Annotated in this window: 17 protein-coding genes; all 17 read right to left on the reverse strand. The window is 27.5% G+C overall.

Annotated elements, in window-relative coordinates:
- Positions 1-8 precede the first annotated feature (8 nt).
- The 17 genes from L1S49_RS04525 to L1S49_RS04605 all read right to left on the reverse strand — a co-directional run bounded on the left by L1S49_RS04525 (position 9) and on the right by L1S49_RS04605 (position 25,844).
- Positions 9-1,922, reverse strand: coding sequence for an ABC-F family ATP-binding cassette domain-containing protein (locus tag L1S49_RS04525; protein WP_238902730.1), 1,914 nt, complete (start codon positions 1,920-1,922; stop codon positions 9-11).
- An 11-nt stretch (positions 1,923-1,933) separates the two neighbouring features.
- Positions 1,934-2,671 (reverse strand): flavodoxin family protein, encoded by a 738-nt coding sequence (locus L1S49_RS04530; RefSeq protein ID WP_238902731.1) that lies wholly within the window; start codon positions 2,669-2,671, stop codon positions 1,934-1,936.
- A gap of 15 nt (positions 2,672-2,686) precedes the next feature.
- Positions 2,687-3,850: an MFS transporter gene (locus tag L1S49_RS04535; protein WP_238902732.1), complete on the reverse strand. Its 1,164-nt coding sequence runs from the start codon at positions 3,848-3,850 to the stop codon at positions 2,687-2,689.
- Positions 3,851-4,151: 301 nt separating this feature from the next.
- The gene (locus L1S49_RS04540) at positions 4,152-4,418 is read right to left on the reverse strand and encodes a metal-sensing transcriptional repressor (protein WP_073018107.1); all 267 of its coding nucleotides are present in this window, start codon (positions 4,416-4,418) and stop codon (positions 4,152-4,154) included.
- A 121-nt stretch (positions 4,419-4,539) separates the two neighbouring features.
- Positions 4,540-4,953 (reverse strand): CBS domain-containing protein, encoded by a 414-nt coding sequence (locus L1S49_RS04545; RefSeq protein ID WP_073018105.1) that lies wholly within the window; start codon positions 4,951-4,953, stop codon positions 4,540-4,542.
- Positions 4,954-5,098: 145 nt separating this feature from the next.
- Positions 5,099-6,004 carry a 3'-5' exonuclease gene (locus L1S49_RS04550; protein WP_238902733.1) on the reverse strand — a complete coding sequence of 302 codons (906 nt, stop codon included), beginning with the start codon at positions 6,002-6,004 and terminating at the stop codon, positions 5,099-5,101.
- A gap of 23 nt (positions 6,005-6,027) precedes the next feature.
- Positions 6,028-7,464, reverse strand: coding sequence for a transcriptional repressor LexA (gene lexA / locus L1S49_RS04555; RefSeq protein ID WP_238902734.1), 1,437 nt, complete (start codon positions 7,462-7,464; stop codon positions 6,028-6,030).
- Positions 7,465-7,564: 100 nt separating this feature from the next.
- Positions 7,565-9,367 (reverse strand): MutS family DNA mismatch repair protein, encoded by a 1,803-nt coding sequence (locus L1S49_RS04560; RefSeq protein ID WP_073018099.1) that lies wholly within the window; start codon positions 9,365-9,367, stop codon positions 7,565-7,567.
- A 75-nt stretch (positions 9,368-9,442) separates the two neighbouring features.
- Positions 9,443-12,178, reverse strand: coding sequence for an AAA family ATPase (locus tag L1S49_RS04565; RefSeq protein ID WP_238902735.1), 2,736 nt, complete (start codon positions 12,176-12,178; stop codon positions 9,443-9,445).
- Positions 12,168-13,304, reverse strand: coding sequence for a DNA repair exonuclease (locus L1S49_RS04570; RefSeq protein WP_238902736.1), 1,137 nt, complete (start codon positions 13,302-13,304; stop codon positions 12,168-12,170). Before L1S49_RS04570 ends, L1S49_RS04565 begins: the two co-directional genes overlap by 11 nt.
- Positions 13,305-13,553: 249 nt before the next feature.
- On the reverse strand, positions 13,554-13,739 hold the full coding sequence (locus L1S49_RS04575) for an alpha/beta-type small acid-soluble spore protein (protein ID WP_021800593.1): 186 nt from the start codon (positions 13,737-13,739) through the stop codon (positions 13,554-13,556).
- 144 nt (positions 13,740-13,883) lie between these two features.
- Entirely contained in the window at positions 13,884-14,579 is a 696-nt protein-coding gene (locus tag L1S49_RS04580; RefSeq protein WP_238902737.1) for a gamma-glutamyl-gamma-aminobutyrate hydrolase family protein, read from the reverse strand.
- Between the two features lie 92 nt (positions 14,580-14,671).
- Positions 14,672-15,136 (reverse strand): pyridoxamine 5'-phosphate oxidase family protein, encoded by a 465-nt coding sequence (locus L1S49_RS04585; RefSeq protein ID WP_238902738.1) that lies wholly within the window; start codon positions 15,134-15,136, stop codon positions 14,672-14,674.
- A gap of 93 nt (positions 15,137-15,229) precedes the next feature.
- Complete coding sequence (locus L1S49_RS04590; RefSeq protein ID WP_238902739.1) at positions 15,230-15,523, reverse strand: hypothetical protein; 294 nt, start codon at positions 15,521-15,523, stop codon at positions 15,230-15,232.
- Between the two features lie 369 nt (positions 15,524-15,892).
- A complete protein-coding gene (locus tag L1S49_RS04595; protein WP_238902740.1) occupies positions 15,893-21,139 on the reverse strand; it encodes a diguanylate cyclase in 5,247 nt (1,748 codons plus the stop codon).
- Between the two features lie 431 nt (positions 21,140-21,570).
- Entirely contained in the window at positions 21,571-22,698 is a 1,128-nt protein-coding gene (locus tag L1S49_RS04600; protein WP_238902741.1) for a response regulator, read from the reverse strand.
- An 86-nt stretch (positions 22,699-22,784) separates the two neighbouring features.
- A complete protein-coding gene (locus tag L1S49_RS04605; protein ID WP_238902742.1) occupies positions 22,785-25,844 on the reverse strand; it encodes a histidine kinase in 3,060 nt (1,019 codons plus the stop codon).
- Positions 25,845-25,889 lie beyond the last annotated feature (45 nt).

The raw sequence follows: 25,889 nt of genomic DNA on the forward strand, positions 1-25,889 counted from the left end.
ATCCAGTTCTATTTATTTGAGTTATATTCTTCTATTCTTTGAGCTAATTCATTTAAGTATTCCCAACGCTCATATTTTTCAGCTAATTCTAACTCAAGTTCTTCTTTTTCTTTTATAAATTTTTGAAGTTTTTCATAGTCAGTTACAGTACTTTCTATATCTTTTTCTACCTTAGAAATTTTATTTTCTATCTCTTCTATTACTTCATCAATTTGTTCGTACTCTTTCTGTTCTTTAAAGGAAAACTTAGGTCTTTCATCTTTATTTTTTACTCTTTCCTTTTTAATTTCCTTATCTGAACTTTTTGAATTTGGAGCTTCAGTATTACTTAATTCTCTTTTAATTAGATAATCACTAAAATTACCTGTATATTCTTTGATTTCTCCATTTCCTTCATAGGCAAAAATCTTATGACAAAGTCTATCTAGGAAATATCTATCATGGGATACTATAAGAAGTATTCCTCCAAAATCATCTAAAAAGTTCTCTAATATTTGAAGAGTATCTATATCTAGATCATTAGTAGGCTCATCTAATATAAGGACATTAGGTGCTTCCATTAAAACTCTTAGAAGCTGAAGTCTTCTTCTTTCTCCTCCTGATAATTTCCCTATAGGAGTATATTGCATTGTTCCATCAAACAAAAATCTTTCACACATCTGAGAAGCAGTTATTTTAAATCCATTTGCTACCGGTATTATTTCGCCGCCTTCTTTTACGTAATCTATAACTCTCATATTTTCATCCATGTTTAAGCTATCTTGAGAAAAACACCCTACCTTTACGGTTTCCCCCATATCTATTTCTCCGCTATCTTGAGATAACTTTCCACTTATTATATTTATAAGAGTAGTTTTTCCCATACCATTATTTCCAACTATCCCTACTCTATCTCCTTTTACGAAGTTGTAAGAAAAGTCTTTAATTAAAACCTTATCTCCAAATGCTTTATTTATAGTAGTAAGCTCAACGCCTTTGTTACCTAGCCTCGTTCCAACTAAACTAAGTTCTACATTCCCTCTAGGTTCTATGTATTCATAATTCACAAGATCATCAAACCTTTGAAGTCTAGCTTTTTGTTTTGTAGTTCTAGCTTTCGCTCCTCTTTTAACCCATTTTAACTCTTCTCTAATTAAACTTGCTCTTTTATCTTCTTCAGTTTTTTCACGTTCTAATCTTTCTGCCTTTTTCTCTAAAAATTCAGAGTAATTACCTTGATAGGTATATAACGTTCCTCTATCTAATTCTATTATTCTGTTAGTTACTCTATCTAAAAAGTATCTATCATGGGTTATCATAATAAGAGCACCCTTTCTAGAATTCAAATACTCTTCAAGCCACTCTATACTATCACTATCCAGGTGGTTTGTAGGCTCATCTAATATTAAAAGTTCACAAGGAGTTATAAGTGCTGAAGCTAAGGCTACCCTCTTCTTCTGTCCTCCTGAAAGATTCATTACCTTTTCATGATAGTTAGTTATTCCAAGCTTATTTAATATAATCTTAGCTTCACTCTCTAAATCCCATAGATTTAAAGCCTCAATTTGTCCTTGGATATATATAAGTCTATCTTGATATTTATCAATTTGTCCTTCTTCTATATACTTCAATATATCCTCATATTCCATAAGAAGCTTCATCTCCACGGTATCACCTTTAAATACCTGCTCTAATACTGTAGCTCCTTCTGAGAAGTCCTGAGTTTGAGATAGATACTCTATTCTCATATTTCTTACTTTAGAAATATTACCCTCAAAGAATTCTTCTCTTCCTCCTATTATTTTCAATAACGTCGACTTACCTGCACCATTTATGCCTATAAGTCCTATTTTATCTCCATCATTTATCCCTAATGATATATTATCTAAAAGTATCTTTTCACTATAGCTTTTGCTTATGTTTTCTAGTGTGATTAAATTCATAACAATCTCCTTTATTTAATAGGCTTAATCTTTGTTTTCATCATCTTGTAAAAGCCCTTTCCCAAAATCTTTTTAAAAGGATTTACCTTACAACTATAATAATAATCTTGTGTTAACCAATTTTTCTTTTCCCAATATTCTTTATCTAATGGAAATATGTTTTCCGCTAAAACCTTTTTAATATTAAAACTGATAATTTGTCCTGTACTTGGTTTATATCTCCTATTACCATTATTAACATAGTTTATAAATCTGTCCAGTTCACCTTTATCAAGAGGATCATCTATTTTAGATATGGTTCTTCCTATTTTTGAAACTACATTAACTCCCCAACCATCTAACACTTTCTCCAAAGAATTCAATGTGTTTTTTAATCCAGAGCCTGCAGTTGTAGAAACAAGTATAACTGGTTTTCCAGCTATTTCAGTCCTATGAAACCACTTTGAGGTTCTATCTATAAGTAGCTTCAAACTTCCGCTAAAGCTTCCCATATACACAGGAGTTCCAATAACAATCCCATCGTATTCTGTGATCTTTTTTATTAATTCTTCGGCTCCATCTTTAATAAAGCAAGGACTGTCTTTTTGGATACACTGTTCACAACCTCTACAGCCTTTTATTTCATATTGATTTATATTTATATATTCTACTTGAAAGCCTTTATCCTTAAGTACATTGCCTATATTTTGAAGTAATTTAAAAGTATTCTTTTTTCTAAAGCTTGAATTTAGAAGCAATATTCTTTTCATTTTAACCTCTCATATTTAATTACTATCTCTATTATAATAAAAAGCTGCAATTACTTCTACTATCAATATAAATCCCAAAATCATAAAAGTTAATCCCATAGATAAATGCTGAGCCGCAAATCCTACTGCTGGAAAAATTCCTATCATTAAGAAGGAAAAAAGCATACTATCAATTGAAATCAATGTCGCTCTTTGTTCTGATGGTATAAGTTCATTTATATAATTTGAACTTAAAGGATATGCAGCACCTATCATAGCTCCCATTAATACAAATGATATTATTGCTGTTACCCCTTTAAGATACATTACCATAAGTAATATTCCTGTAATTATAGAAACAAACTTCATAACTCCTTTTTTACCTAACTTATCATGAAATATATAAGCATATTTAGAACCTATAGCTGACAGTATTCCTTTAATAACGAATATGCCTGCTATTTCGCTTCTAGTAAAGTCCATTGAACTCAGATACTCCTGCATGTAAAAATGAGCTGTTGTATCTATAGAAAATAATATTCCAAAGTAGATCATTATTTTCATAAGTCTTTTTTCATTTTTTATTATTCTAAAACATTCTTTAAAATGTATCTTAATAATATCTTTTTCATTTAAGTTACTCTTATTACTTTCATAAAAACCTAAGGATATTAAAAGTGAAGCTAATGATATAATGGCAGCTACTCCATAACTTAGTTGGAAATTGATATCTGATAATACACCACCAATAAAAACTGCAAGAATCTGTGCAACTTCAATTAAGAAATTTAAAATACCATTAACTTTTATATACTCTTCTTCTTTTCCTAAAGCTTTTAATGAGTCATATACTAAAGCCTCTTCAGAACCAGAGTTTAAACTTAAGGATGCTGCAGAAATAATAAACCCTAATGCTATTTCTCCAAAGCTGTTTCCAAAAATCATAATCAAGCTCGATAAAAATGCCAAAACTCTTGAAGCCATTAAAGAATTTTTTCTTCCCCAAATATCTGCAATAGCTCCTGTAGGTATCTCAAACATAAACTTAGCTACATGAAATATACCTTCCACAAGTCCTATCTGAGTTAAACTAAAACCTTTATAGCTAAGATATAACACCCATATAGCAGAAGTTATATCTACCGATGATATAAATCTATATACATAATCTAATTTAATATTTTTCTCTAATTTTTTCATTTTGTTTCCTCCCAAATTTAGCTATACTATTATTTTTTTGCATAATAATAGCCCTAATGCTTTTGCACTAAGGCTTATGGGAGTAAAACTTTTTTTGCAAGAATTAGCACTTATACGTGCAGTATTTCCTTAAAAAAGTATAGACTACTCCCATATAACAATTCATTGCAAGTTTTCCACTGTGAACTGCTGCTAGTAGGAGTATACCCTTTTCTTAAGGAAACTCTATTTCTAAACAAAATCATTCTCCTTTATAATCATAATAATCAATTAATACTTTTATTATATCATTTATGTAGTTTTATTTCATTAACTTATCTAAAATACTTAAAACTTCTTCAATTTTCTCTTCAGCATGGTCTTCCATTTTTATAGCATCTTTTACACAATGAGTCATATGTTGTTTTAATATTAATTTATTTGCTTTCTTTAAAAGAGCTTGAGCTGCAATAATCTGATTGGATATATCTACACAATATCTTTCATCTTCAATCATTTTGATTATTCCCTCTATTTGTCCTTTGCTAGTTTTAAGACTCTGAAGAGCATTCTTCTTATCTATATTCATAACCGACCTCCTAAGCATGCACCCTATGGGGGTGTTATAATAATTATATTATATAAATTATCTTATGCTGTCAAACAAACAAAACCAGCTATCTTAAACTTACAAAGATAGCTGGATCATATTATAATTGATTTTGCTTCATTCCATTATAACAATGATTAATTATATCACTTCTTTTAATTATTCCTATAAAGGTTCCGTTGTCATCAGTTACAGGAACAAAATTTTGGCTTACAGCTAAAGAAATTAAACTTTCTATTGATGCACTTATTTGAACACTTTTATGTTTTATTCTTCTTGGAATATCTTTAACTTTAACTGTTTCTGTATTAACAAAAGTTAATTCTGGTGTGTTTTTTAGCTTCCACAATAAATCACCTTCTGTTAATGTTCCTACGTATCTACCAGACTTGTCTATAAGTGGTATAGCAGTATATCCATGATGCTCCATTCTCTCCATTACCTGCCTCATTGTAGCATCTAAATTTTCGTAAACAACTTCGTTTTTAGGCGTTAGAAAAAATGCTATATTCATATTCTTTCCTTTCAAACTTATAATTATCATCATTTATATTTTAGCATATTTAAAATGTAAATGTTATAGTTTAATTAATTTATTCGTATTTGTTAAATTATATAGTTAATTTTTAATATACTCTCAATTCCATAAGTTTGTACATTTATTTAACCGCTTTTTTTAGTTTATAGCAGTAATTCATATACTCAACTTCATTTAATAAGGTTTTTATTTCACTATATATCTCATCCCCACTTAAAGTTCTTTTCACTATAACTTCATGAAGAACTTTACTTTTACACTTTTCGCAATAATCAGTCCCCATAAATCTCCAACTAATTAACCTTAGGGGATTATCTGTATTCATTTTATTTTTGCACCTAGGGCAGTTCATATTTATTTTGTTATAATCTAAGCTTAATTCCTTTAGATTTTTAATTGTAACAGCAGGCATATTATATATGTCATTTATAATATGATTTTTAACAACTCTGGGATTATAAACTCGCTTAAATACTTTAGAAGTGTATTCTGCATCATTAAGCGCATCGTGAAGTTTATTATTATCTTCAACTTTAATCTTAAGTTCTTGAAGTGCATTTTTAAGACTGATAGATTTCTTGTGAGCCAAAACTCCTGTACAATACTCCTGAATATCCAAATATTCATTTAACCAATCTATCTGATCATACTTATGATATTTAGCATTAACTATTATTTCTACAATATCATTTTTTGACCAGGTACATATTATATCCTGCTCCCCTACAAAATCCTTAAACACATTCATAGCTTCTGAAAATTCAATACCTCTATTTATAGACTCTTGTGTTATGCCTGTCATTGAAGCTATCTTTGGATTTAATATTTTAAATATAGCTGGTTTTATATAAAGTTTTAACTCATCTATTTTATTCATATACCTATCTAGCTTAACTGCACCTATTTCTATAATCTCATTTTCAATAATTGTATTTCCTAACTGCGTATATTCTTGATAAAAACTTGGAATATATTTTGTTATTTCTCTTAAGTTATTAAACTCTAAATCTATAATAACAAATCCCATTTTTACTCCTTTACCCTAATTAATTACCCTAGTTTCTTTATAATCCCTATAGCAACCCCTAATATGTTTGCATCTCTTCCTTCTAGAGATATAGGCTCATATTTCTCATTTTCAGGCATTAGTAGAGGACTTTCCCCACTCATATCTAACCTCTTTAGTGTAGAGCTTCTATCTATATCTACAGCTACTATATCATTATGATCTGCTGTTGCCTGTTTTCTTATAACCACTAAATCCCCATTTAATATATTGATATTTTCCATTGAGTCTCCTTTTACCTTTAAAAGAAATACATCCTTTGAATTTCTTATCCAATCTTCTGGCAGTAAAAAGCTATCTTCCACATTTTCATTCATTAAAATAGGTTCACCGGCTGCTATATTAGAGAACAGAGGATATTCTTTTAAATTCCCCTCTTTATAAATATAAGACTGATCTCCCTCTTTAATTACAAGTTCTTTTTCATTAGATGCCGTATCTCTAGAAAAATCTTTAAAAATCTTATTTCTTAGATTAATAAACCTGAATTCTTCTATTGAATTCCAGCTCTGTTTTTTAGACTTGTAACTATTTTTTAAAAGAAAACTTCTATTTATATTGGTTTCATCTAGCACATTATATTTTCTTCCTTTAATAAACCATGTATTTTCTCTTGATTCTTTATTTTCACCTAATACATAGGTTAAGGAACTGTATTTTTCCATAACTAATAGAGAGTTAATAAATCTTATTTCAGCTAAGGTTAAAGCCTCACAATTATCGAGGATTATATGTGTATATGTCTTATTAAAATTCTTTCCAAATTCTAAAGCAAACAATATATTATCCCACTTATCCATAAGATTATTCTCTCTTAGAGCATCATTATACCTATCTTTCAAATAATAAAGCCCTTCTCTTGATAAAGAATTTTTCTTAATTCTTTTATCTCTTCCTTTTCTATCTATATTCATATATTCATCTTTAGTAAAACTACTTGCTTTTATCCATTTTATTTCCTTTAACAAGAAATCCAATGATGTATTTGTTATTAGTTTAGATTTTTTATATGTTAATTTAAAATCAACTAATAAATCTTTTAGAAGGGTATATTCCTTCTCCTCATTAGAAAATTTATAGTTAACTTTTTTCACCCTCATATATCCTTGAGAATATATCTCTATTAATTCATTTAAAGTAAGTATTTCAAAGCCTTTATTAAAATAAGAAAATAAGGAATCATATCTATAATTTAAATCTAATTTTGCTTTTTCATATATTTCTTCTATATTCTTTTTGTCTTCTTCTCTTAAAACCACATATACTATGTTTTCATTCTGAAAAAGTCTGTAATTATTCTCTAAATTTATAATTCTGTATACTGCTGCGGTTGTTTTACCTGTAAACTCTCCTCCCTTTAGAAACTGATGCCCTAAAGTCTTAGAGTTTATGTATCTCCATTGACTTTTGTTTAATTCCATTTTTTCCTCCTGTTAAGCGTATATGATATAAAATATTATATCACTTTTAGCTTTATAATTTCTTAAATTAGAAGAAAAGTAACTAGATTTTAATATCTAGTTACTCCTTATCTAGAAGTTCTATACCTGCCATCTTCATAAGATAAACAGCATTCCTGGTAGTGGATCTTCCCTCTCTTAACTTATAATCAAATTTAATTTCATTGTTTTCGTAATACTCTCTAAAATGTAGATTCTTTATTCTTCTATCTTCTTTCTCTAAATCGCAAAGCTCGAAGTCATGGGTTGATACCAAGCCCTTAGCCCCTTTATCCATAAGCTGTTTTATTAATATTTCTGCTCCTAAATGTCTATCTGCAGAATTTGTTCCTTTAAAGATTTCATCTAGAAGAAAAAATACCTTTTCCCCTCTTTTAGTAGCTTCAATTATATTTTTCACTCTCAAAATCTCTGCATAAAAAGAAGATATTCTTTCCTCCAAATTATCTTTTGTCCTCATACAAGTATAAGGAATCATTCTGCCTAACTTAAAACTCTTCCCATTAATAGGCAATCCTAAATACGAAAATATCATATTTATTCCTATTGTTCTTAAAAAAGTACTTTTACCAGACATATTAGAACCTGTTATTAATGCAGTTTTTAATTCACCATTTAAATTAAATGAGTTCTCAACTCCTTGAGGTATAATTAGTGGATGAGCAACCTCTTCCCCCTCAATAATATCTTCATCTAATATTTCTGGGAAAACCCAATGTTCTTTATCATAACATACATTACTTAATGAAGAGTATGCCTCCATATCTCCTAAAGCTAAAAGCCAATTTTGAACCTTATCCTTATTTCTTACTTTCCACTTTTCTAATCTAGCCATAAGCATAAAATCCCACATAAGTAGTGCATTTAAAAGCCAATAAATCATGTTTGCTCTATCAAAAAGCAATTCACCTATATTACTTAATTCCTTCATCTCTTTAGATGCTTTTACACCATCTTTAGAATCTATCTTCTCTTTTATAGACTTATTAAGTTCATCATTAAAAGTTTGATTTTCTATTAGTTCTATCCCTTCATAATAAGCAGCTAGATTCTTTTTAAAAGAATAAATCTCCTCTAAAGCTTTTTCTATTTCTTTTTTCTTCAAACTTAATATCCCTGCATTTATTATAAGAGATAAGAAAAATAAGCTGAAAGGCAGTTTAAAAAATGTAATTAATAATATAGTAATTAATGATATACATGGCATTATTATTCTTATAAGATTTACATTACTTGATAAAAACCAGCTATTTTCTTCTTTAACCCAACTTAAAAAACTCTCTGTTTTTTCTATTGGGCTTTTATGCTTTAATGGTATTAACTCAAGTCTTTGTCTAAAATCTAATTTATCTGCTAATTCCCTTATGCTTTTCTGTCTTCTCTTAACTTCATCTTTTGTTGGTAGTTTGCTATCTGATAATATTTTAGCTAAAGCTACTCTTCCATAAAAAGTTTTCGTTGTATTTATCCACTGAAACAATGAACTTTCACCAAATATATCTAGGTCATTTGTAAAGGGATGATCTTCTTTTAAAAAATCCTCTCCTTTATCTGAAAAATCCTTCCATAACCCTTCTGCTCTTCTTAAATGCTCATCGTTTATACTTATTAATAATTCTAATTCCCTTAGTTTTTCTTTTTCTCTTGTATGAGTAATAGCTAAATATATAAACACCCCTATTATAACTAAAGATAAACCTAAGATTATAGGACTTCCTTTTTTGAAATACTGATAACCTAATATAATTAAAACTATAAAACTTACCCCTCTTAATAAAGCTACTCTATCTATTCCTTTATTTACTTCTTTAATATCTTTTTGTGTGTTTTCTATATTTTTCTCATAAATCTCTGTGCTTCTCATGTAATCCCACCACTTCTCATAAAATTTAGTATACTTACTATTATATCTCATTAAGTGTAATATTAAAAACCCGCTTTATAGATTTATTATATTTGCTTTATTTCTCAAGAAATTAACTTCTCTCTTTTGGCAACTAAATAATATAATCTGTCTCTTATCACTTAAATCACTTATAATTTTCAGAGTGTTTTCAAGCCTTCTGTCATCATATTGGATAAAGGCATCATCAAAAATTAATGGAACTTTTTTATCTTCGAAAAGCATATCTATAAGTGCAAATCTTAAGGAAAGGTAAACCTGATCCCAGGTTCCATTACTTAAATAATCCCCTTTTATAATATCTCCATTTTCTTCTCTAACCAATAGCTCATACTCACTTCCAACCTTAACTTCTCTATATTTACCATTAGTTAATTTATTAAAATAATAAGCTACCTTTTCATTTAATACAGGTCCTATATTTTTCTGTAACTCTTTAAAAGATTCTTCTAAAAGTTCCTTGGCTATCTCTAAAGCTTCTAATTCTCTTTCATACTCAAATATTTTATCTGAAATTTCCTGAAAATCTCCCTCTATTGAAATTATAGATCTTATTCCTAAAAATCTATTAGCTACTGAATTTTCTACATCTTTCAGAAGTTTCTCATCTTCTAATAATTTGTTTTGTGAGCCTTTGATTTCCTCTTCCACTTCTTCTTCACTTTCATAAGAATATTCCAATGAATCTGCTAACATTTCCTTGAGTTCTTCTTTCATATGCTCTAAATCTCTATCCTTTAGAAGGGCTGTATAGGTATCCTCTACTCCATTTAAAGCTAATAAGATTTTATCTTTTTCACTTATTTTTTCACTTAACTTCTCTAATTCTTTAGGTAGTTCATGTAATTGAATTTTATCAAGCTTAAGAATTTTTAATTTGCTGTTTAAGGATTTTTCTCTATTATCTATATCTTCTTTTAACGCCTCATATCCGGCATTAAAAGTTCTCCATTTATGCATAACGATTTCCTGTCTCGATTTAACTAATTTTAATTCTTTTATTTTAACCATTAATTCTTCTATATCTTTAGCTGAAGTATAAGACAGTACTCTCTCGATAATTTGATTATTACTCGATTGAGAATTAATTACTTCTTCTATATTGTAGTTCTTAAGACGCCTATTTCTTTCTTCTACCATTCTTTCTAACGTCTTTATTTCATCTTTATACCTTTTATATTCAGATACAGCTTTAGGTAGTTCTTCATAAGATTTTAATCCTAACTCTTCACCGTATCCCATAAGCTTAGCCTCTATTTTGTTTATATTGCTTTCTAAAAGTTCTATATACTCTTTTTCATTTTTTTGCTTTTTTAAACTCTCAAGCTTTTGAGAATATTTGAAACTTAAAATCAAAAAAATACCTGAAAAAAATAAAGGTACGACTGAAAATACAGGCTTAATAAAAATCAGTGCAATGGATCCAATTATCCCCAAAGCAATTAAAATATAATATAAATTTCTTATTAAACTAGCGGATTTTAAATCTTCTAAAGAATTTACTATTTTTCTATCTAGGACTTTCCCTTTTAATTCAAATAATTTATTTTCGTATTCTCTAAAAGCTTCATATATTTCATCTTCCTTATTTTCTATTTTAATTGAATTTCCTAAAGATTTTTTTATAAAACTTAGTCGGCTCTCTAACTCTAAAAGCTCTTTTTTATTTTCTTCATACACTAATAATTGAGCTTTGTGCTTTTCTGTTTCTTTCGATATCTTTAATATTTTGTCTTCTAATTCATCTCCAAGCTCTATTAATGAAGAAAACTCTTCTAACATTTTTTCAACTTCTAATTTCTCAGCTTCAATTTCTTTTCCTTCTTCAGCCTTATCTTCTGCTAAATTATAATAACTCATAAGAACAGTATTTTCTTCTTTTAGTTCTTCTATCTTCCCCTTAGTTATTAATCCTTCCTCAGCTTCTAATTCTCCTTCAATAGCTTTTGCTTTACTTTTAAGCTCTTCACTTTTCTTTAAATATTGAAGTATATCTTTATATTCTTTTTGAAGTTTTATTTTCTTTAAATGTTTTTTAAATACTTCAAGCTTCTTAAGCTTCAATCTTAAGGTTGATATTTCACCTCTAAGATTAATCCTCTTCATTTCATCCTCTAGGTTCTGGTCAGAGGCTTTTAAAAATTGTTCTCTCTCTTCTAGAATTGATATTTTTTTCTCTCTTAAAATATCAATTTTTCCATTTCCTCTCGCTGTGGTTAAAGCTTTTCTTATTGCTTCAAGTTTTGCTAAGGCCTTAAAATAAGAAACCCCTTCCTCTCCACTTTCAAGGCTATTAGTAAGCTTATTCATTATTTCATCATCTTTAGAGGAATTTAAATAAGTACCTAAACTTTTAATAAAAGCAGTGTTATCAAATGATTCTGAATTTATGTTAATCATAGTCTTAGCAGGCTCATTATGGTTTAATTCCCCAACCTCTGTTCCAGTTAATTCATTGATAACCTTAATTGTATCTTCTTTTTTGCTGCTTCCAAAGGATCTTATAATTATTATATTTTCCCCATTATGTTCTATCTCCATTTCTCCTGAAGCTCTTTCTCCGTCAAACATAACGTATCTAGCTCGAGTATTATCTCTTATAGACTTGCCTCTTTTAGAATTCATCCCATAGAGAAATGTTTTTATAAAATGTTGTAAAGTAGTTTTTCCAGCTTCATTTTCCCCATTTATAATATTTATACCTTCTTTAAATTCTATCTCCCTGTCTTTTAATATACCAAACTTCTTTATTTTAATATTTTTAATAATCATCTAAATTAATGTCCTCCTCTCTTAGGGCATTAAATGCTAGTTTAAGTGCTCGTTCCAAACTTTCTTTATTTTCTGGTTCCTCTTCTAATTTCTTATATGCTTTTCTAAGAAATATACCTCTCAAAGAGTTTTCGTTTTTTACCATATCATAATCTAGTTTCACAGTAGTTTCATCTATTATCTTTATATAATAAAACATTTCTTTTAATCTATATTGAAGTTTTTTGATATTTATAGAAAGCTCACTATAAACCTCACCTTTTAATATTACTTTATAGAAATTTCTAACTTTCTTATTTTCATCTACAGAACTAATAATTAATCTTAATATCTCTTCTTGTGAATTAATTCCTGTTAAGTCCACCTCTATAAGTTCATACACTCTTTGGCTTATAGCTCTAAACTTAAGATTATTATATCCTTTATAAACTTCACCAATTATTATCCCCTTTTCCCCTAACTCATCAAAACCTCTTCCTTCTGGGCATCCACTATATGCATAAAAAGTTTCCCCTTCTCTTTTTATATTAGAAAACCCATGTCTATGCCCTAGTGCTAGATAATCCAATTTACTGTTTCTTATTTCTTCAAGAGTTAATGGATTATATTCATTCTCTTGTTCACCTCTAGCTATCTCTCCATGCAATGCCATTATATTAATATATTCTTTATGCTCTACTGGAACTTGAAATCCCTTTAACAGAGAGGATTTTTCATGATTTGAGCTAAATGATTTACCATAAACTACGGTTTTCAAATCCTCTAATACTACAGCTTCCATGTCATTTGAAAATATATGTACATTTTCCGGCCATGTCAATAAGTTATAGAAACTTCTATCATTAAGAGGATCATGATTTCCTGCTACTATAAAAACTTTAGTTTTATTTATACTTTCTAATCTATCCTTAAGAAACTCTAAAGTAGATTTCTTTATGCATTTATTATCAAAAATATCACCACATAGAAGTAGTATTGAAACCTCTTCTTCTTTAACTATATTAATTAAACTTTCAAAGCTTTTTTTTATATCTTCATTTCTTTTTTCACCCATTGACGCTGATAACTCCTTAAATGGTGTATCAAAATGAAAATCAGCTCCATGTAATATCTTTACTCTATCCATACTTCATCACCTTAATCGAACTTTTGTTCTTATTTTACCATAATTTTAAAAGTAATAAAAGAACAAGATTTCCCCAAAATAAAAAAGGAGATTTTCTTACAAATAATTAAATTATCTGTAAAGAAAATCTCCAGGTAGCATCTTATAAACTTTCTGGTGGAACTCCCTCCATAACTATTACCTCCAATTCGTTAGTAATTTTTAGTAATAAGCTGGGTAATTGTTCCTGCAAATACTAACCCTTAGTACTTACTTTAAGTGGCTTTCGTATTCAGCTACCATTCTTTTTACCATTTCTCCTCCTACGGAGCCACATTGTCTTGATGTTAAATTCCCATTATAATCTGAGAATTCAACTCCTAGTTCTCGTGCTACTTCTGTTTTAAATTTTGATAAGCCTTCTCTAGCTTCGGGTACTAATCTTCTTGTTGACATTTGTGATTCCTCCTTTTGGATTCATGGATTTATAAGCTTTTAAAAGAATTTTTCTTTTATCTTGCTTACACTATTATATTGTCCGATTAACTTTTAAATAATCCAAGCAAGTATTGTTACATTTTCTATTTTTTTCTTAAAAAATTATAGCATGTCTACAAAGTGTTTAAAAAATCTTTCCATTTCTTTATTTCCTAACATCTTTTCTGGATGCCACTGAACTCCTATTATATTAGAATATCCTTCAACTTCTATTCCTTCAATAACTCCATCTTTTGTATAACCAGTTGCAATTACACCTTTACCTAAATCTTTAATAACTTGATGATGATAGCTATTAGCTATTGTTTTATCTCCAAAAATCTCATAAAGTATGCTTCCTTTTGTAAATTCTACTGTATGAGTTCCATAATCTTTATTAGCTTGTTGAGCATGTTTTAATGGTTTATCATATCCGTAGCTAATATCCTGATATAAACTCCCTCCAAAGTACACATTTAAACTTTGATGTCCTCTGCATATTCCCAATATTCCTTTATTCAATTTAATTGCTTTATCAATAATCTTTAAATCGAATGAATCTCTTATAGGATCAATTGGACCTTGAAGTGTCCTAGGTTCTTCACCATATCTCAAAGGGTCTAAATCTACACCCCCTGTTATAACTATACCATCAACGTCTTCTAAAATTTGTTGCATATACTCTTCATCATCTATAAGTGAAAAAATTATAGGATACGCCCCTGCTTCAGCTATAGAATAAACGTAATCTGAATTTATTCCCATCCTGTCATAATCAGTATAGACATTAGGAACTATAGCTACTTTCTTCTTCGTCATTAGTATCCCTCCTAGCTTAAAATCAATTAACGCATAAAACTGCTATTATAATAATATATACCTCACGAAATGAACTTGTTAATCATCAAAACCTATCTTCTTGCTTTTCCTGTAATTTTTTGCGATTCTATTTTAATAACAGTTGTGGCAGATGACGCTTTTTCTATGTACTGCATTCCTTCTTCCTTAAAATCTGGAGAAAATTTATGGATAAATGCTTTAAGAGCTTCTATTTTCTCAGATTCAATAATTTCTATAGCTTCTCCAAACACAATTGCACTTTCATAATTAGTTGAAAACTTATCAGCTAGTGTTTCTGTTGCACCAACTACTGTAAAGCAAACCTTCGGATTTTTTCTTAAAGAATCTAGTTTAAATCCTTGCTTTGCACAATGTATATATACATTGTTATTGGAGAAAACATAATTTAAAGGAACACCATATGCATACTCATTATCACCTAAAACAGATAACACTCCAAAACTGCATTTTTCTAAAATCACTAAAGCTTCTTCTTGTGATAATTCTCTATCACTTCTTCTCATATTTTTAAACATAACTTAGCCCCCTTCTTTTTATTTATTATATCAAATTTATTGTTAAACTGAGTAATAAAAATTCACTTTTTGTAAATTAAAAAAGGTATTAAACTAATTTAGTCTAATACCCTTTTCAAAATGTTCTTTTAATTCTATGTACTCAGACGAGCTAACAGGATGATATACTTCTTTTTTGAAAATAACTCCTGTTTTTTCTTTTACAGCATAAAAAGTGTCATCTGTACCTTTTTTAAATTTTTTAGAAGTTTTATTTTTGGCAATTATGTATTTATTCCCTTGATAATCTTCCGCCTTAAAATAATCACCATAATCCCTTTTAATTATGCACCTTATAAGAATAATATCATCTAAATTATCGATTTTATTCAAAATCTCCATATTCACCCACTTCACACCTTACCACAAATAATCTATATTATTATAATCGTACAAATAACTTAAGTCTAAACACTTTTTATCAACTTTTATCCACTTTTTATTCGCTTTTAAAAAATTTTTTAATCATATAAATGTTTCATATAAAAATAATTTAATTATTTTCAAGTTTAACTATTAATCACTCTTGAAAATAAACATCGTGTTGTAAAATTCGACATATTATATATTATATACTATAATACAGATTATTGTTTGTCAAAATATAAATCATGAAACACTAAAAACCTATCATCAATAAATTTATTATAAAATAGGCACCTACTGTTTGTAAGTGCCTATTAATAAATTATCCTATATTAATATATTTTATTCTCCTTATATTATAGCTGCAAATATTCCTGACAGTGTATCAACAAAATTTAAATCATTATGATTAAACTCTTTTTCATTTATTGAAACAGTAAGATATAATATTCCTTTTACAAGTCCATTATAAATAATAGGTACTATTAAAATAGACTTCCAATCTGGTATCCAATAACTATCATTTTTCTTACTTTCTCCATCCCAGTTGACTAGGTAAGCTCCAACTCTACTTTCTATAACCTCAAGTATCATATTATTGTTAATATCACTTGCTTTATGCCATCCGTCCTTATATCTTTTTCGTGAATACTCATCCACAATTATCTTATTTTCTATTAAAAACAAAGTGCTTTCTTGAGCTTCTGATATTTCCATTACTCTTGTTAAAAACTCATATATTTTATCTTTCTTCTCTGTTTTTCTTCTAATTAAGTCTATTATATCTGTAATAGCACTTAATTTTCTATAATCATTTATAGTATTTCCAGACAATATACCTGCAAGCTTATCATTTATTTTACTGGATGATCCAACTTCATTATTCCATATAATAGTTCTATTTTTTCCGGTATTTTTAGCCACATACAATGCCTCATCAGCCATTTTTATAAGATTATCGCTAGAATTTGAATGTATGGGGTACTGAGAAATCCCTATGCTAATAGTAACTTCTAATCCATTGCCTAATAAGGAACTTTTTTGTATTTTTTCTCTGAATTTTTCACAGGTTTCAAAAGCTTCATATTGATTTTTATTTGGGAATATAACAACAAATTCTTCTCCCCCATAACGCCCTACAACATCATTTTTATCAACAGTCTCCTTTGTTATAGCCGCTACATAGCTTAAAACCTTATCTCCAAAATGATGTCCGTATTTATCATTAACTCCTTTAAAATTATCAATATCCATTATTGCAATAGAAAACTCTTTTTTGTTTGCTCTTGAGCTTTCTAACAGATCTGCTAAACTAGCTTCAAAATATTTTCTATTATATACATTAGTTAATTTATCTATTGTAGAATTCAAAGTTAAATTATGTTTATCTAATAGAAATCCTAACAAAGGAATGAGCGTTTTTAATTCTTTTAAAGACTGTTCATTTATATTGTTTAAATGTCTATTAGAATAAAGTATTATTGAGCCTTGAATATTCTCTTTAGCTTCTATTCTTATCTTGTTTTTTATTTTTAAATATATAGCTGATTTCATCTCTTTAGGCAATAAATCTTCATCTGCTATATTAGCTCTATTTAGATCTACTTTTACTATCTTTCCATCTTCTTCAGTACTAAATTTACTCTTGAAGAACTCTACTTTCGTCCTTGGATTTATAGCCCTGTAATTGTATATTATTGTTTCTACCCCTTCTAAATCTTGCATAGTAACTATAGCGCTTTCAGCTAGGGTTAATTTGCATATATATTTTGTAAGGTTTTCTATATTGCTTATAATATCACTCTTAAAACCATCTAATACATCATATATATTATTAAATTCATTTGAATAACTTTCTTCAAAATTCTCCTTTAGTTTATATAAAAACTCCCTATTTTTAATTAAGTTATCTATTTCTAACTCAATCATTAATTCATCAAACTCTTGAAGGGATTTAATTACTTCTTTATGCCCCAATATTTGAGTCTTTAATTTATTATTAAAACAGTTAACTATGTTATTATAAACCTTTAATAATATTCCACTATTAATATAATTGAGTTTATATTTTATTGGAAGTGTTTTTATATTCCTATTCAATATGGTTATAACTTTATAATAACTTTCTATAGCTTCTATAAATTCATTGTTCAACTCATGAATTTCACCAATTTTTAAATGAATTTTAGAAAGTAGTTTTTTATCATCCATATAGTTTAATAATACTTCCATTTCACTTGGAACTCTAGTTTTATTATCATCTAAAATCAATTGTATATATTTTTGTTTTAGAATTAGTTTATTATCTTTTTCTATAGTTTCTAAGTTATCATAAACTTCTTTTGCTACATTCCTATATCCAATCTCTTCAAGTGCAATGATAAAATCTAGAAGTAAATTACTCTTAAAATAAGTATCCTTTATATTTTTACTTTTTTTATAAACTTCATTAATTTCCTTTTTTATATCTTCTTCTGATTTACATCTTCTTAAATTATAAAAGTGCTGCTTACACTCAATTTTAAGTGCTATGTGGCTAGAGTATTCACCTGTGTTTACTATGTTATCATCAATATTCTCCCATAATTTCTCATAGTCGCTTACGGAGTAATGATACTTAGCCATTACACTTATTAGATATTTAACAAATGCTCCTTTTAAAGTAAATTTATCTATAAGTAACTTTCCAAGCTCCAAATATTTATATGCCAAATGAAATTCATTTAATTCTATAGAACATTCAGCAATCATAAAACATGCTAAACACCTGTAATATTCTAGGGAATTACTATTAGTTCTATTTAAAGCTTCCTGTAAAAGTTCAAATGCAGCTTTATATTTTCTTTGATAAATATACACTTCTGCTATATAAACATTGCTTAAAACAATAAAGTCTGTAATCTCATATTTGTTAGCTGCCTTTTGTACACTATATAAATTCGTAAGAGCTTGATTGTTGTCCTCTTCTATCCTAAAAAAGTAATTTCCTATATTAAAATCTGAAGATATTATTCCTCTAAAATTGTATGCTTCCTTAAAATACTTTTTTGCTAAGTTAAAGCATTCTATTGGTTTATTTTTCTCATTAATACTTGTATATGAATCTCCAAGACATATATAAATGTAACCTACTAAATCCATATATTTATATTTTGAAAATTCTAAAGCATATAACGAAATTTTTATTGCTTCTCTATATTCACCTAAGAAATTTTTATATTTAGCTTTTGCAAGCAAATAAGCTACTTCACCTTTATGATAATCTATTTCATCAAGTATAGTCCTACATTCTCTTAAAGATTTTTCTAAAAAACTTGACTCTTCTACTCTATATCCAATAGCTACAATTCTTGCATAACAATAAGCTCTAATTTCTTTTTCTTTTACAATACACAATAAGCTCTTATAACAATTAATACTCTCATCAATATTACCATCCCTATAATATAAATCTGCCAAAATTAAGCTTATATCAATATAGGCTTCATTGCTTATACTCTTGGATTCTAAACATCTGTTATAGTAATATATAGCCTTATTATTATTCCACGCTTTAAATTCACGCTCTCCACACTCTTTACATAACCTAACAAACTTATCGTCTTCTTCTAATATTTCTAATTGATAAATAAGCTCATCCTCGTAGGAATAACCTTCTTTAATTTTCTCTTCCAAAAAATCACTTATTTCACTATGCCATATATTTTTTTCTTTTATAGAGGTGTTTCTATAAATAATTTTCTTCATAAGATTATTATTCATTCCATATAGTATACCTCTATCAGATATTCTTTCCCCTACATAGTCATCAACTGTAAGCTGTTTAAACTCTCTCATGTTATCTTTGTTTAATATTCCTAAACTATATAATAGCTCTTCTTCTATAGGACTTTTAAACATGGATAATTTCTTAAGGATATCATAAGAAACATCAGAAACTCGTTTTAGCTCCCTTTGAACTTCTTCTTCTATATTTTTAGGTAATGCTATCTCTTTATCCTTTAGATTTTCTTTCCATTTACCAGTTTTTTCAGAAATATATATTACTTTATCTTCAAATAACTTCTTTATAATTTCAATTACATACATTGGATTACCTAATGTTTCTTTATAGATTTTGTTAGAAAAATCATATAAATCCAAAGATGTATTTAACATATTTCGTATTAGTTTCCTTGTGTCATGTTCATTTAAATAGTTTAAATTATATTCATCGAAATCTTTATTTAGTTTAAACTCTTGAATAAAATTATCAATCCCCATAGAATTTTTAATCTTATTATCGTTATAAGTTATTACTACTAGAAAGTTTTCTATTGAAATTTGTGATAGACATAAATATTTCAGAAATAGCTTTCCTATATAGGTTTTGCTCTCAATATTATCAAGAAATAACACAGTAAACTTATTCTTAGATATCTCTGATAAAAATTTGGTTATTCTATTAATTATTATTAAATAAGTATTTTTATCTTCCTCGGTATACATTTCCTTTGATTTTACTATTAAATAGAAAAATTCTTCAATGTATTTTTCATATTTTTCTTTTTGTTTTTTATCCCATACACCTTGAAGAAAATCAAACACTATTCTTCTATTTTCTTCAATACTAATACTTTTGTTTACAAGCGTCTCTATATCAATAATATTTACATTATCATCAAATTTGTTATCTATGATATTTTTAAAATAATTTAATAATTTTGTTTTCCCACTACCTTCATCACCACTTATAGACGTTATAGAAAACTGAATCTTTTTAGCTACAACAGCATCTACTTTCTGAATAAATTTATTAATCTCATATTCTCTTCCTATTATAGGTAGTTCAGTATTTATCCTATTTAAATAACTATAATCAAATTTAGGAAATGTCTTATTAAATTTTAAATTTATATATTCTATAATAGATTCAAAATCTGAAAATGCTTTTTCTATAAGTTTTTTATATAATCTATTTAAAGCCTTATGCTCATCCTTATTTTTTTGAAGTTCATTTTCAAAAATATAATTAAAAATATATGTTAAGTCATTAAACTTATAATAATCATCTTTATTATCCTCAGTAACTAATAGAATATTTTCTATTAAATCATTGCTTAAATTTATCCTTTCTATTTCTATAGATAGGATATCGCTAAGCTTTACATCTCCACTTGGTAAATAAAATATATTATCTAAATCTAGTTTATCATACACGTATCCCTTTAATATTAAGGTGTTGATAATGACTACTAGTTGAGCGAATACATTTAACTTTATGTCAATACTAGCTGGCTTAATATCAGAAATCTTCTTAGCACCTTCATTAAGCTCTTCAGTTAAATAAGCAAACTTCCTACCTTCACTTTTTGTTCCATCTATATTCTCTATTGTAATAAAATCATATAAGTTAATTACTCCAGCAAAATTCAGATTTTTAATCCAAGTGATGCTAGATAAAATATTGTCTTTTATTCTATCATTTAGTAGTTTAGTCTCTATGATATTAAAAACATACTTCTTATCATTAATTTTATCTTTTACAAGGTAACTACTAATATGATCCCCATTAGAAATTATCTTTTCTACAATGTATCTGTCATTTATAATTCTCATTGCCAATCCCTGCCCGTATATAAGAATTTTTTATACTATATTCATTATAACATTAAATTAAAATTCTTATATACAGCTTTTATTTAAATAAAAAAATAAACTAGGGATAATAAATAAGAGCCTTTACAAATCTAACTTCTAAATTAAATCTGTAAAGACTCTTATATTAACAATATATACTATATTTCTATAAATGGAGTTCCTTTTCCATTATGAAATTTAAATCCTACTCTGAATAGTTTGTAAAATAATATTGCCTTGTTTATCGACATCTTATTAACTATTTTTTTAACCATATACCATATCCCTCCTATAAATATCGTCTCTTTTTCCTTATTTTACTACAATATTCTCACAATTTCCTCGCAAAACCACACTTTTATCTGTCAAATTTCCGCCAATTTTCTACAAAAAAAAAGAAGTAACAGATCTCATACTTCTGTTACTTCTTCTATTAAAGCTATCCTCTTATATAACTCTTTATTAGAGAGGGTGAATTTAATTCCTAATTCTTTTTTATATAGTTCATTTATTTTCTTATATTGAGCAATAGTTTTTATTAAATTGCCTTGTTTATAATATAATTCTATAATTTTTTCTTGTATACTATCATTTAATGGATTTAACTCTGATAATCTACTAATATACATTTCAGCCTTATTTAAATCCGCTCTCTCGCTATAATAATCTACAATTTTATTTATTAAATCAGTATAATACCTGTTGTAATTTTCTCTTAACTCTGTACACCATGGATAATCTTTACCTTCAAATAGCTCTCCCTTATCTAACTTAGCAATTGCTTCTATATCACTTATGTTAAAAGCAGAATTTTTTCTCATAAACTCATCAAATTTCCATAAATCACAATCAAACTCTTCTAAATAAGCTTTATACATACCTTGGCTATATTCGATTATATTTTCTATACCTATTGACTTTAAAGAATTTTTTAATCTATTTATAGTACTATGTAAATTGTGTTCTGCATTTTTAGGAGTAGATTGACTCCAAAACATATCACAAAGCTTCCACTTATCCACCCATTGCCCTCTATTACATATAAAATATGCAAATAATTCTTCTGACTTTGAGGTTATCCACTTTATTGTATTTTCCCTTGTTTTATTAAAAACTTTAAAAGTTCCAAAACACTCTATTAAATATTTTTCTTCTTCTTTTTTTTCAACATCGCCTTTTTTATTTTTTAATAATCTTTCAATAGAAGCATCAATTGCCTTTTCTGATATAGGTTTAAGTATATAATGTGCTGCGTTAATCCTAAAGGCTTCAACTGCATACTGATTATAGGCAGTCATAAAAACCACTTGTATATTTTCATCATATTCTTTTATTTTTTCAGCTAAAAGCATTCCATTCATACCAGGCATTTCTATATCAAGAAATACTGCATCTGGTTTAAGTAATTGTATATTTTCCCAAGCTTTATTTGAACTTAGATATTCTCCAATTACTTCTATATTCTTATTTTCATCTAAAAGCATCTTTATCAGCTGTAGATTCGGTAATTCATCTTCAACAATTATAATCTTAAACATACTGCACTCCTTACTACTTACTAATACATTTACATATTATAACATAAAATCATAATAAGTTCTTTTAATCATAATTCTCCCCTAAACTAAATTCTAAAATCTCCTAACGGAACTCTTATAATAATCTCTGTTCCTTGATTTAAGTTACTTACTATGTTTAATCCTGAACCATAACTTTTTATAAGCCTGCTATTTATATTTTTAACTCCTACTCCTGCTTTTTCATCTTTTCCATCAAGAAGATTAGCTAATCTATTGGATTCTATACCTACCCCATCATCCTTTACCTTTATAATAACCTCTTCTCCATCTTTATAAATACTTAATTCAATATTTCCACCATCTATTTTACTAAGTATTCCATGCCTTATAGCATTTTCAACTATTGGTTGTATTACCAATGACGGTATCTTAATATCTATATTTTCATCTATATTATATTCTATATTTAGCCTATCTCCAAAACGCTCTTTTTCAATGGCTACATAGGTTTTAACTAAATCTATCTCCTTTTTTATATGAGTGAAACTTTCTCCAGAAGAAAAATCAAAACTATACCTTAAATAGTCACTAAAATCTAATAGTATCTTCTTAGCTTTTTTAGTATCTCTAGTAATCATAGAAGATATTACACTTAAAACATTAAAAATAAAATGTGGTTTTATTTGGGCTTTTAAAAAATCCATCTCAGAATTTATCAATGCATTAAAAGATTCTTTAAGCTTTATGAGGTTATTCACTCTCATTCTAAAAACATTCATATCATAAGGTTCTACTATTATATCATTAACCCCTAAATCTAATGCTAAAGAAACATTTTCAGAATATGACCTATCAACTATTATTAAAATAGGTAAATCCATTTTATTATATTTTTTTCTTACTTCTGTTATTAATTCATATCCTGAACTATCAGGAAGTATAGAGTTTATTATTAATAAATCTTCCTTTATTCCTTTATCTAACACTTCGATAAACTCTTGAACAGACCCCACACTATTTATCTCATGTCCATCTATAATTAAAGAATTAGTTATAACTTTTCTATTTACTGAGTTGGGTTCTAGAAGCAATATAGAATTATCTCCCAAAGGGATATTAGGATGTTTAATATCTTCAATTATTAGATATGAACTTTTCTCCTCATAACTTATAACTTCACTACTAAAATTATTTACTATTGGTAAAAACACACTAAATTTAGTCCCGTCTTCTTTGCTTGATTGAAATTTAATATCTCCCCCATGAAGTTTAGTAAGTTCTTTAGCCACAAAAAGCCCTATATCCGAACGTTTTTTCTCATGAAGTATCACCTTTTCATCATTTATCCACTTAACACCATTAAATATATCATCTTTTTCATCAATAAAAAGTTCTTCATTAATAATATCAACAATAACCTCTTGATTACTTATATATAAACTAACTATAATTTTTCCTATACTTGTGTAAACAAGCAAAGTATCTATTAAATTATAAAAAATCTGTCTTACCCTTTTATCATCACCTAATATGACAGCACTGCCCTTAACTCTATTTTCTATAACTATAGGCTTATCCTTAATAGTATAGGAAGCTATATTGATAACAAAATTTAACTGACTTTTTACATTTACTGGCTTTTCTTCATTTATAACATATCCATTAGTAATATTAGAGTAATCCAGAATGTCATCAACTAAAATATCTAACTTTTCCCCTATATTACCTATCATTTCAATATTTTCTCTTTGTGTGGAGTTTAAACTCCCAGCTACACCATCCATAAGAGATTTTGCTATATTTACTATTCCCTGTAATGGCAACTTAAGTTCATGAGAAGTTTTTTCTAAAAATTCATCTTTTCTTTTATCTAATATTTTTAGCTTCCTTGAAAGATTTTCTATTTTACTCACGAAATCAGTATAGCTGTAAGACAATGCTATTCCTTCACTTATAGTAAAAGTTAATATATAAATAGGTATCAAAATATTTATTTGCTTTTTACTATAAATATTATATATCAAAATAAAAAACATAAGCATTATACTTATTAATGATAAATACTTAAATTCTACACCTTCTTTTTTTGCTAAAACATTTTTCAAGATTAGAAATACTCCGTAAATAACAAGTATACTTCCTATAGCACCGCCAAATGCTCCTATATTTAATCTTTTAGCAATAGGGGTTACAGTTATTAAAACTGTGAATATTAGAATACAAATCTTACAAAAAAGAAGGAAACTATCAGAAATCTTAGCATTATAGTTCTCTTTTACATATTTAAAAAATATATAAAAGAAATAAGCCCCTATATAAAGAGCATAGGTATACAGATCAGACATATCTAAATTAGGAAAGACATATAATATTATAGTTTCATCACCCAACGCTATAAATATTAAGGAAAGAAGAGAAAATGCTCCTAATGTAATGTTTGACTCATAATTTCTTTTATGAATAGTATTATTTAAAAAATATAAAAACATCATAAATAATCCTATTACACCTACTGTATCAAAAAACAGAAACTTTTCTTTAAGACTTAGGATATTATCCCAAGATCCTATATAAACTGACTTTAATATGCCGCCTTTTAGCGAATCTTCGTTCTCTATTTGTATTATTAAATCAAAACTATTGCTTCTAACATTAAAAAATACTGTATCTACAGCTTTTAATTTCTTTCCCTTCTCCTCTTGCAATTCTACAAGTTCCTGTCCCTCTTCCTTAATAAATAATGTGGCCTTGCCCCAAATATTATTTACCTTCAACCCTAAATTTTGATTTCCTTCACTTAACTTTATCTTTAATCTATAAGTGGCCTTTCCCTCACTCTTTAGATTATTACCCTTCTCATCCTTATAATTAGTCCAAGTGGAAGGTACTTTTTCATGTGATGAATTTAATGAAATGCTATCATCTATAAAATCTTTAGGAGAAAGCAGTTTTCCCCAGTAAAATTCCCACTTTCCATTAATAAATAATGGGGAAGTATTTTGTAAATCAACATTACTTAAATCTAAAATATTATCTTTTATATATACATTATTAGTACTTTCTGTTTTAATTGCAAAAAAAACCGCCATAAATATCAAAAGAAAAGATATTATAGCAGTGAATATTTCTCTTTTCTTATTTTTTACATATTCAACTACTTTCATAAAATAACCTCATAAGAAAATATTAGTTTTATATTCTAAGATATT

The sequence above is a fragment of the Clostridium sp. YIM B02506 genome (assembly GCF_022324845.1).
GTDB classification, from domain to species: Bacteria; Bacillota; Clostridia; order Clostridiales; family Clostridiaceae; genus Clostridium_T; species Clostridium_T intestinale.

Coding starts and splice junctions, on each gene's coding strand:
- L1S49_RS04525 (WP_238902730.1), bottom strand. CDS start 1,922: ATGAATTTAATCACACTAGAAAACATAAGCAAAAGCTATAGTGAAAAG.
- L1S49_RS04530 (WP_238902731.1), bottom strand. CDS start 2,671: ATGAAAAGAATATTGCTTCTAAATTCAAGCTTTAGAAAAAAGAATACT.
- L1S49_RS04535 (WP_238902732.1), bottom strand. CDS start 3,850: ATGAAAAAATTAGAGAAAAATATTAAATTAGATTATGTATATAGATTT.
- L1S49_RS04540 (WP_073018107.1), bottom strand. CDS start 4,418: ATGAATATAGATAAGAAGAATGCTCTTCAGAGTCTTAAAACTAGCAAA.
- L1S49_RS04545 (WP_073018105.1), bottom strand. CDS start 4,953: ATGAATATAGCATTTTTTCTAACGCCTAAAAACGAAGTTGTTTACGAA.
- L1S49_RS04550 (WP_238902733.1), bottom strand. CDS start 6,004: ATGGGATTTGTTATTATAGATTTAGAGTTTAATAACTTAAGAGAAATA.
- lexA (WP_238902734.1), bottom strand. CDS start 7,464: ATGGAATTAAACAAAAGTCAATGGAGATACATAAACTCTAAGACTTTA.
- L1S49_RS04560 (WP_073018099.1), bottom strand. CDS start 9,367: ATGAGAAGCACAGAGATTTATGAGAAAAATATAGAAAACACACAAAAA.
- L1S49_RS04565 (WP_238902735.1), bottom strand. CDS start 12,178: ATGATTATTAAAAATATTAAAATAAAGAAGTTTGGTATATTAAAAGAC.
- L1S49_RS04570 (WP_238902736.1), bottom strand. CDS start 13,304: ATGGATAGAGTAAAGATATTACATGGAGCTGATTTTCATTTTGATACA.
- L1S49_RS04575 (WP_021800593.1), bottom strand. CDS start 13,739: ATGTCAACAAGAAGATTAGTACCCGAAGCTAGAGAAGGCTTATCAAAA.
- L1S49_RS04580 (WP_238902737.1), bottom strand. CDS start 14,579: ATGACGAAGAAGAAAGTAGCTATAGTTCCTAATGTCTATACTGATTAT.
- L1S49_RS04585 (WP_238902738.1), bottom strand. CDS start 15,136: ATGTTTAAAAATATGAGAAGAAGTGATAGAGAATTATCACAAGAAGAA.
- L1S49_RS04595 (WP_238902740.1), bottom strand. CDS start 21,139: ATGAGAATTATAAATGACAGATACATTGTAGAAAAGATAATTTCTAAT.
- L1S49_RS04600 (WP_238902741.1), bottom strand. CDS start 22,698: ATGTTTAAGATTATAATTGTTGAAGATGAATTACCGAATCTACAGCTG.
- L1S49_RS04605 (WP_238902742.1), bottom strand. CDS start 25,844: ATGAAAGTAGTTGAATATGTAAAAAATAAGAAAAGAGAAATATTCACT.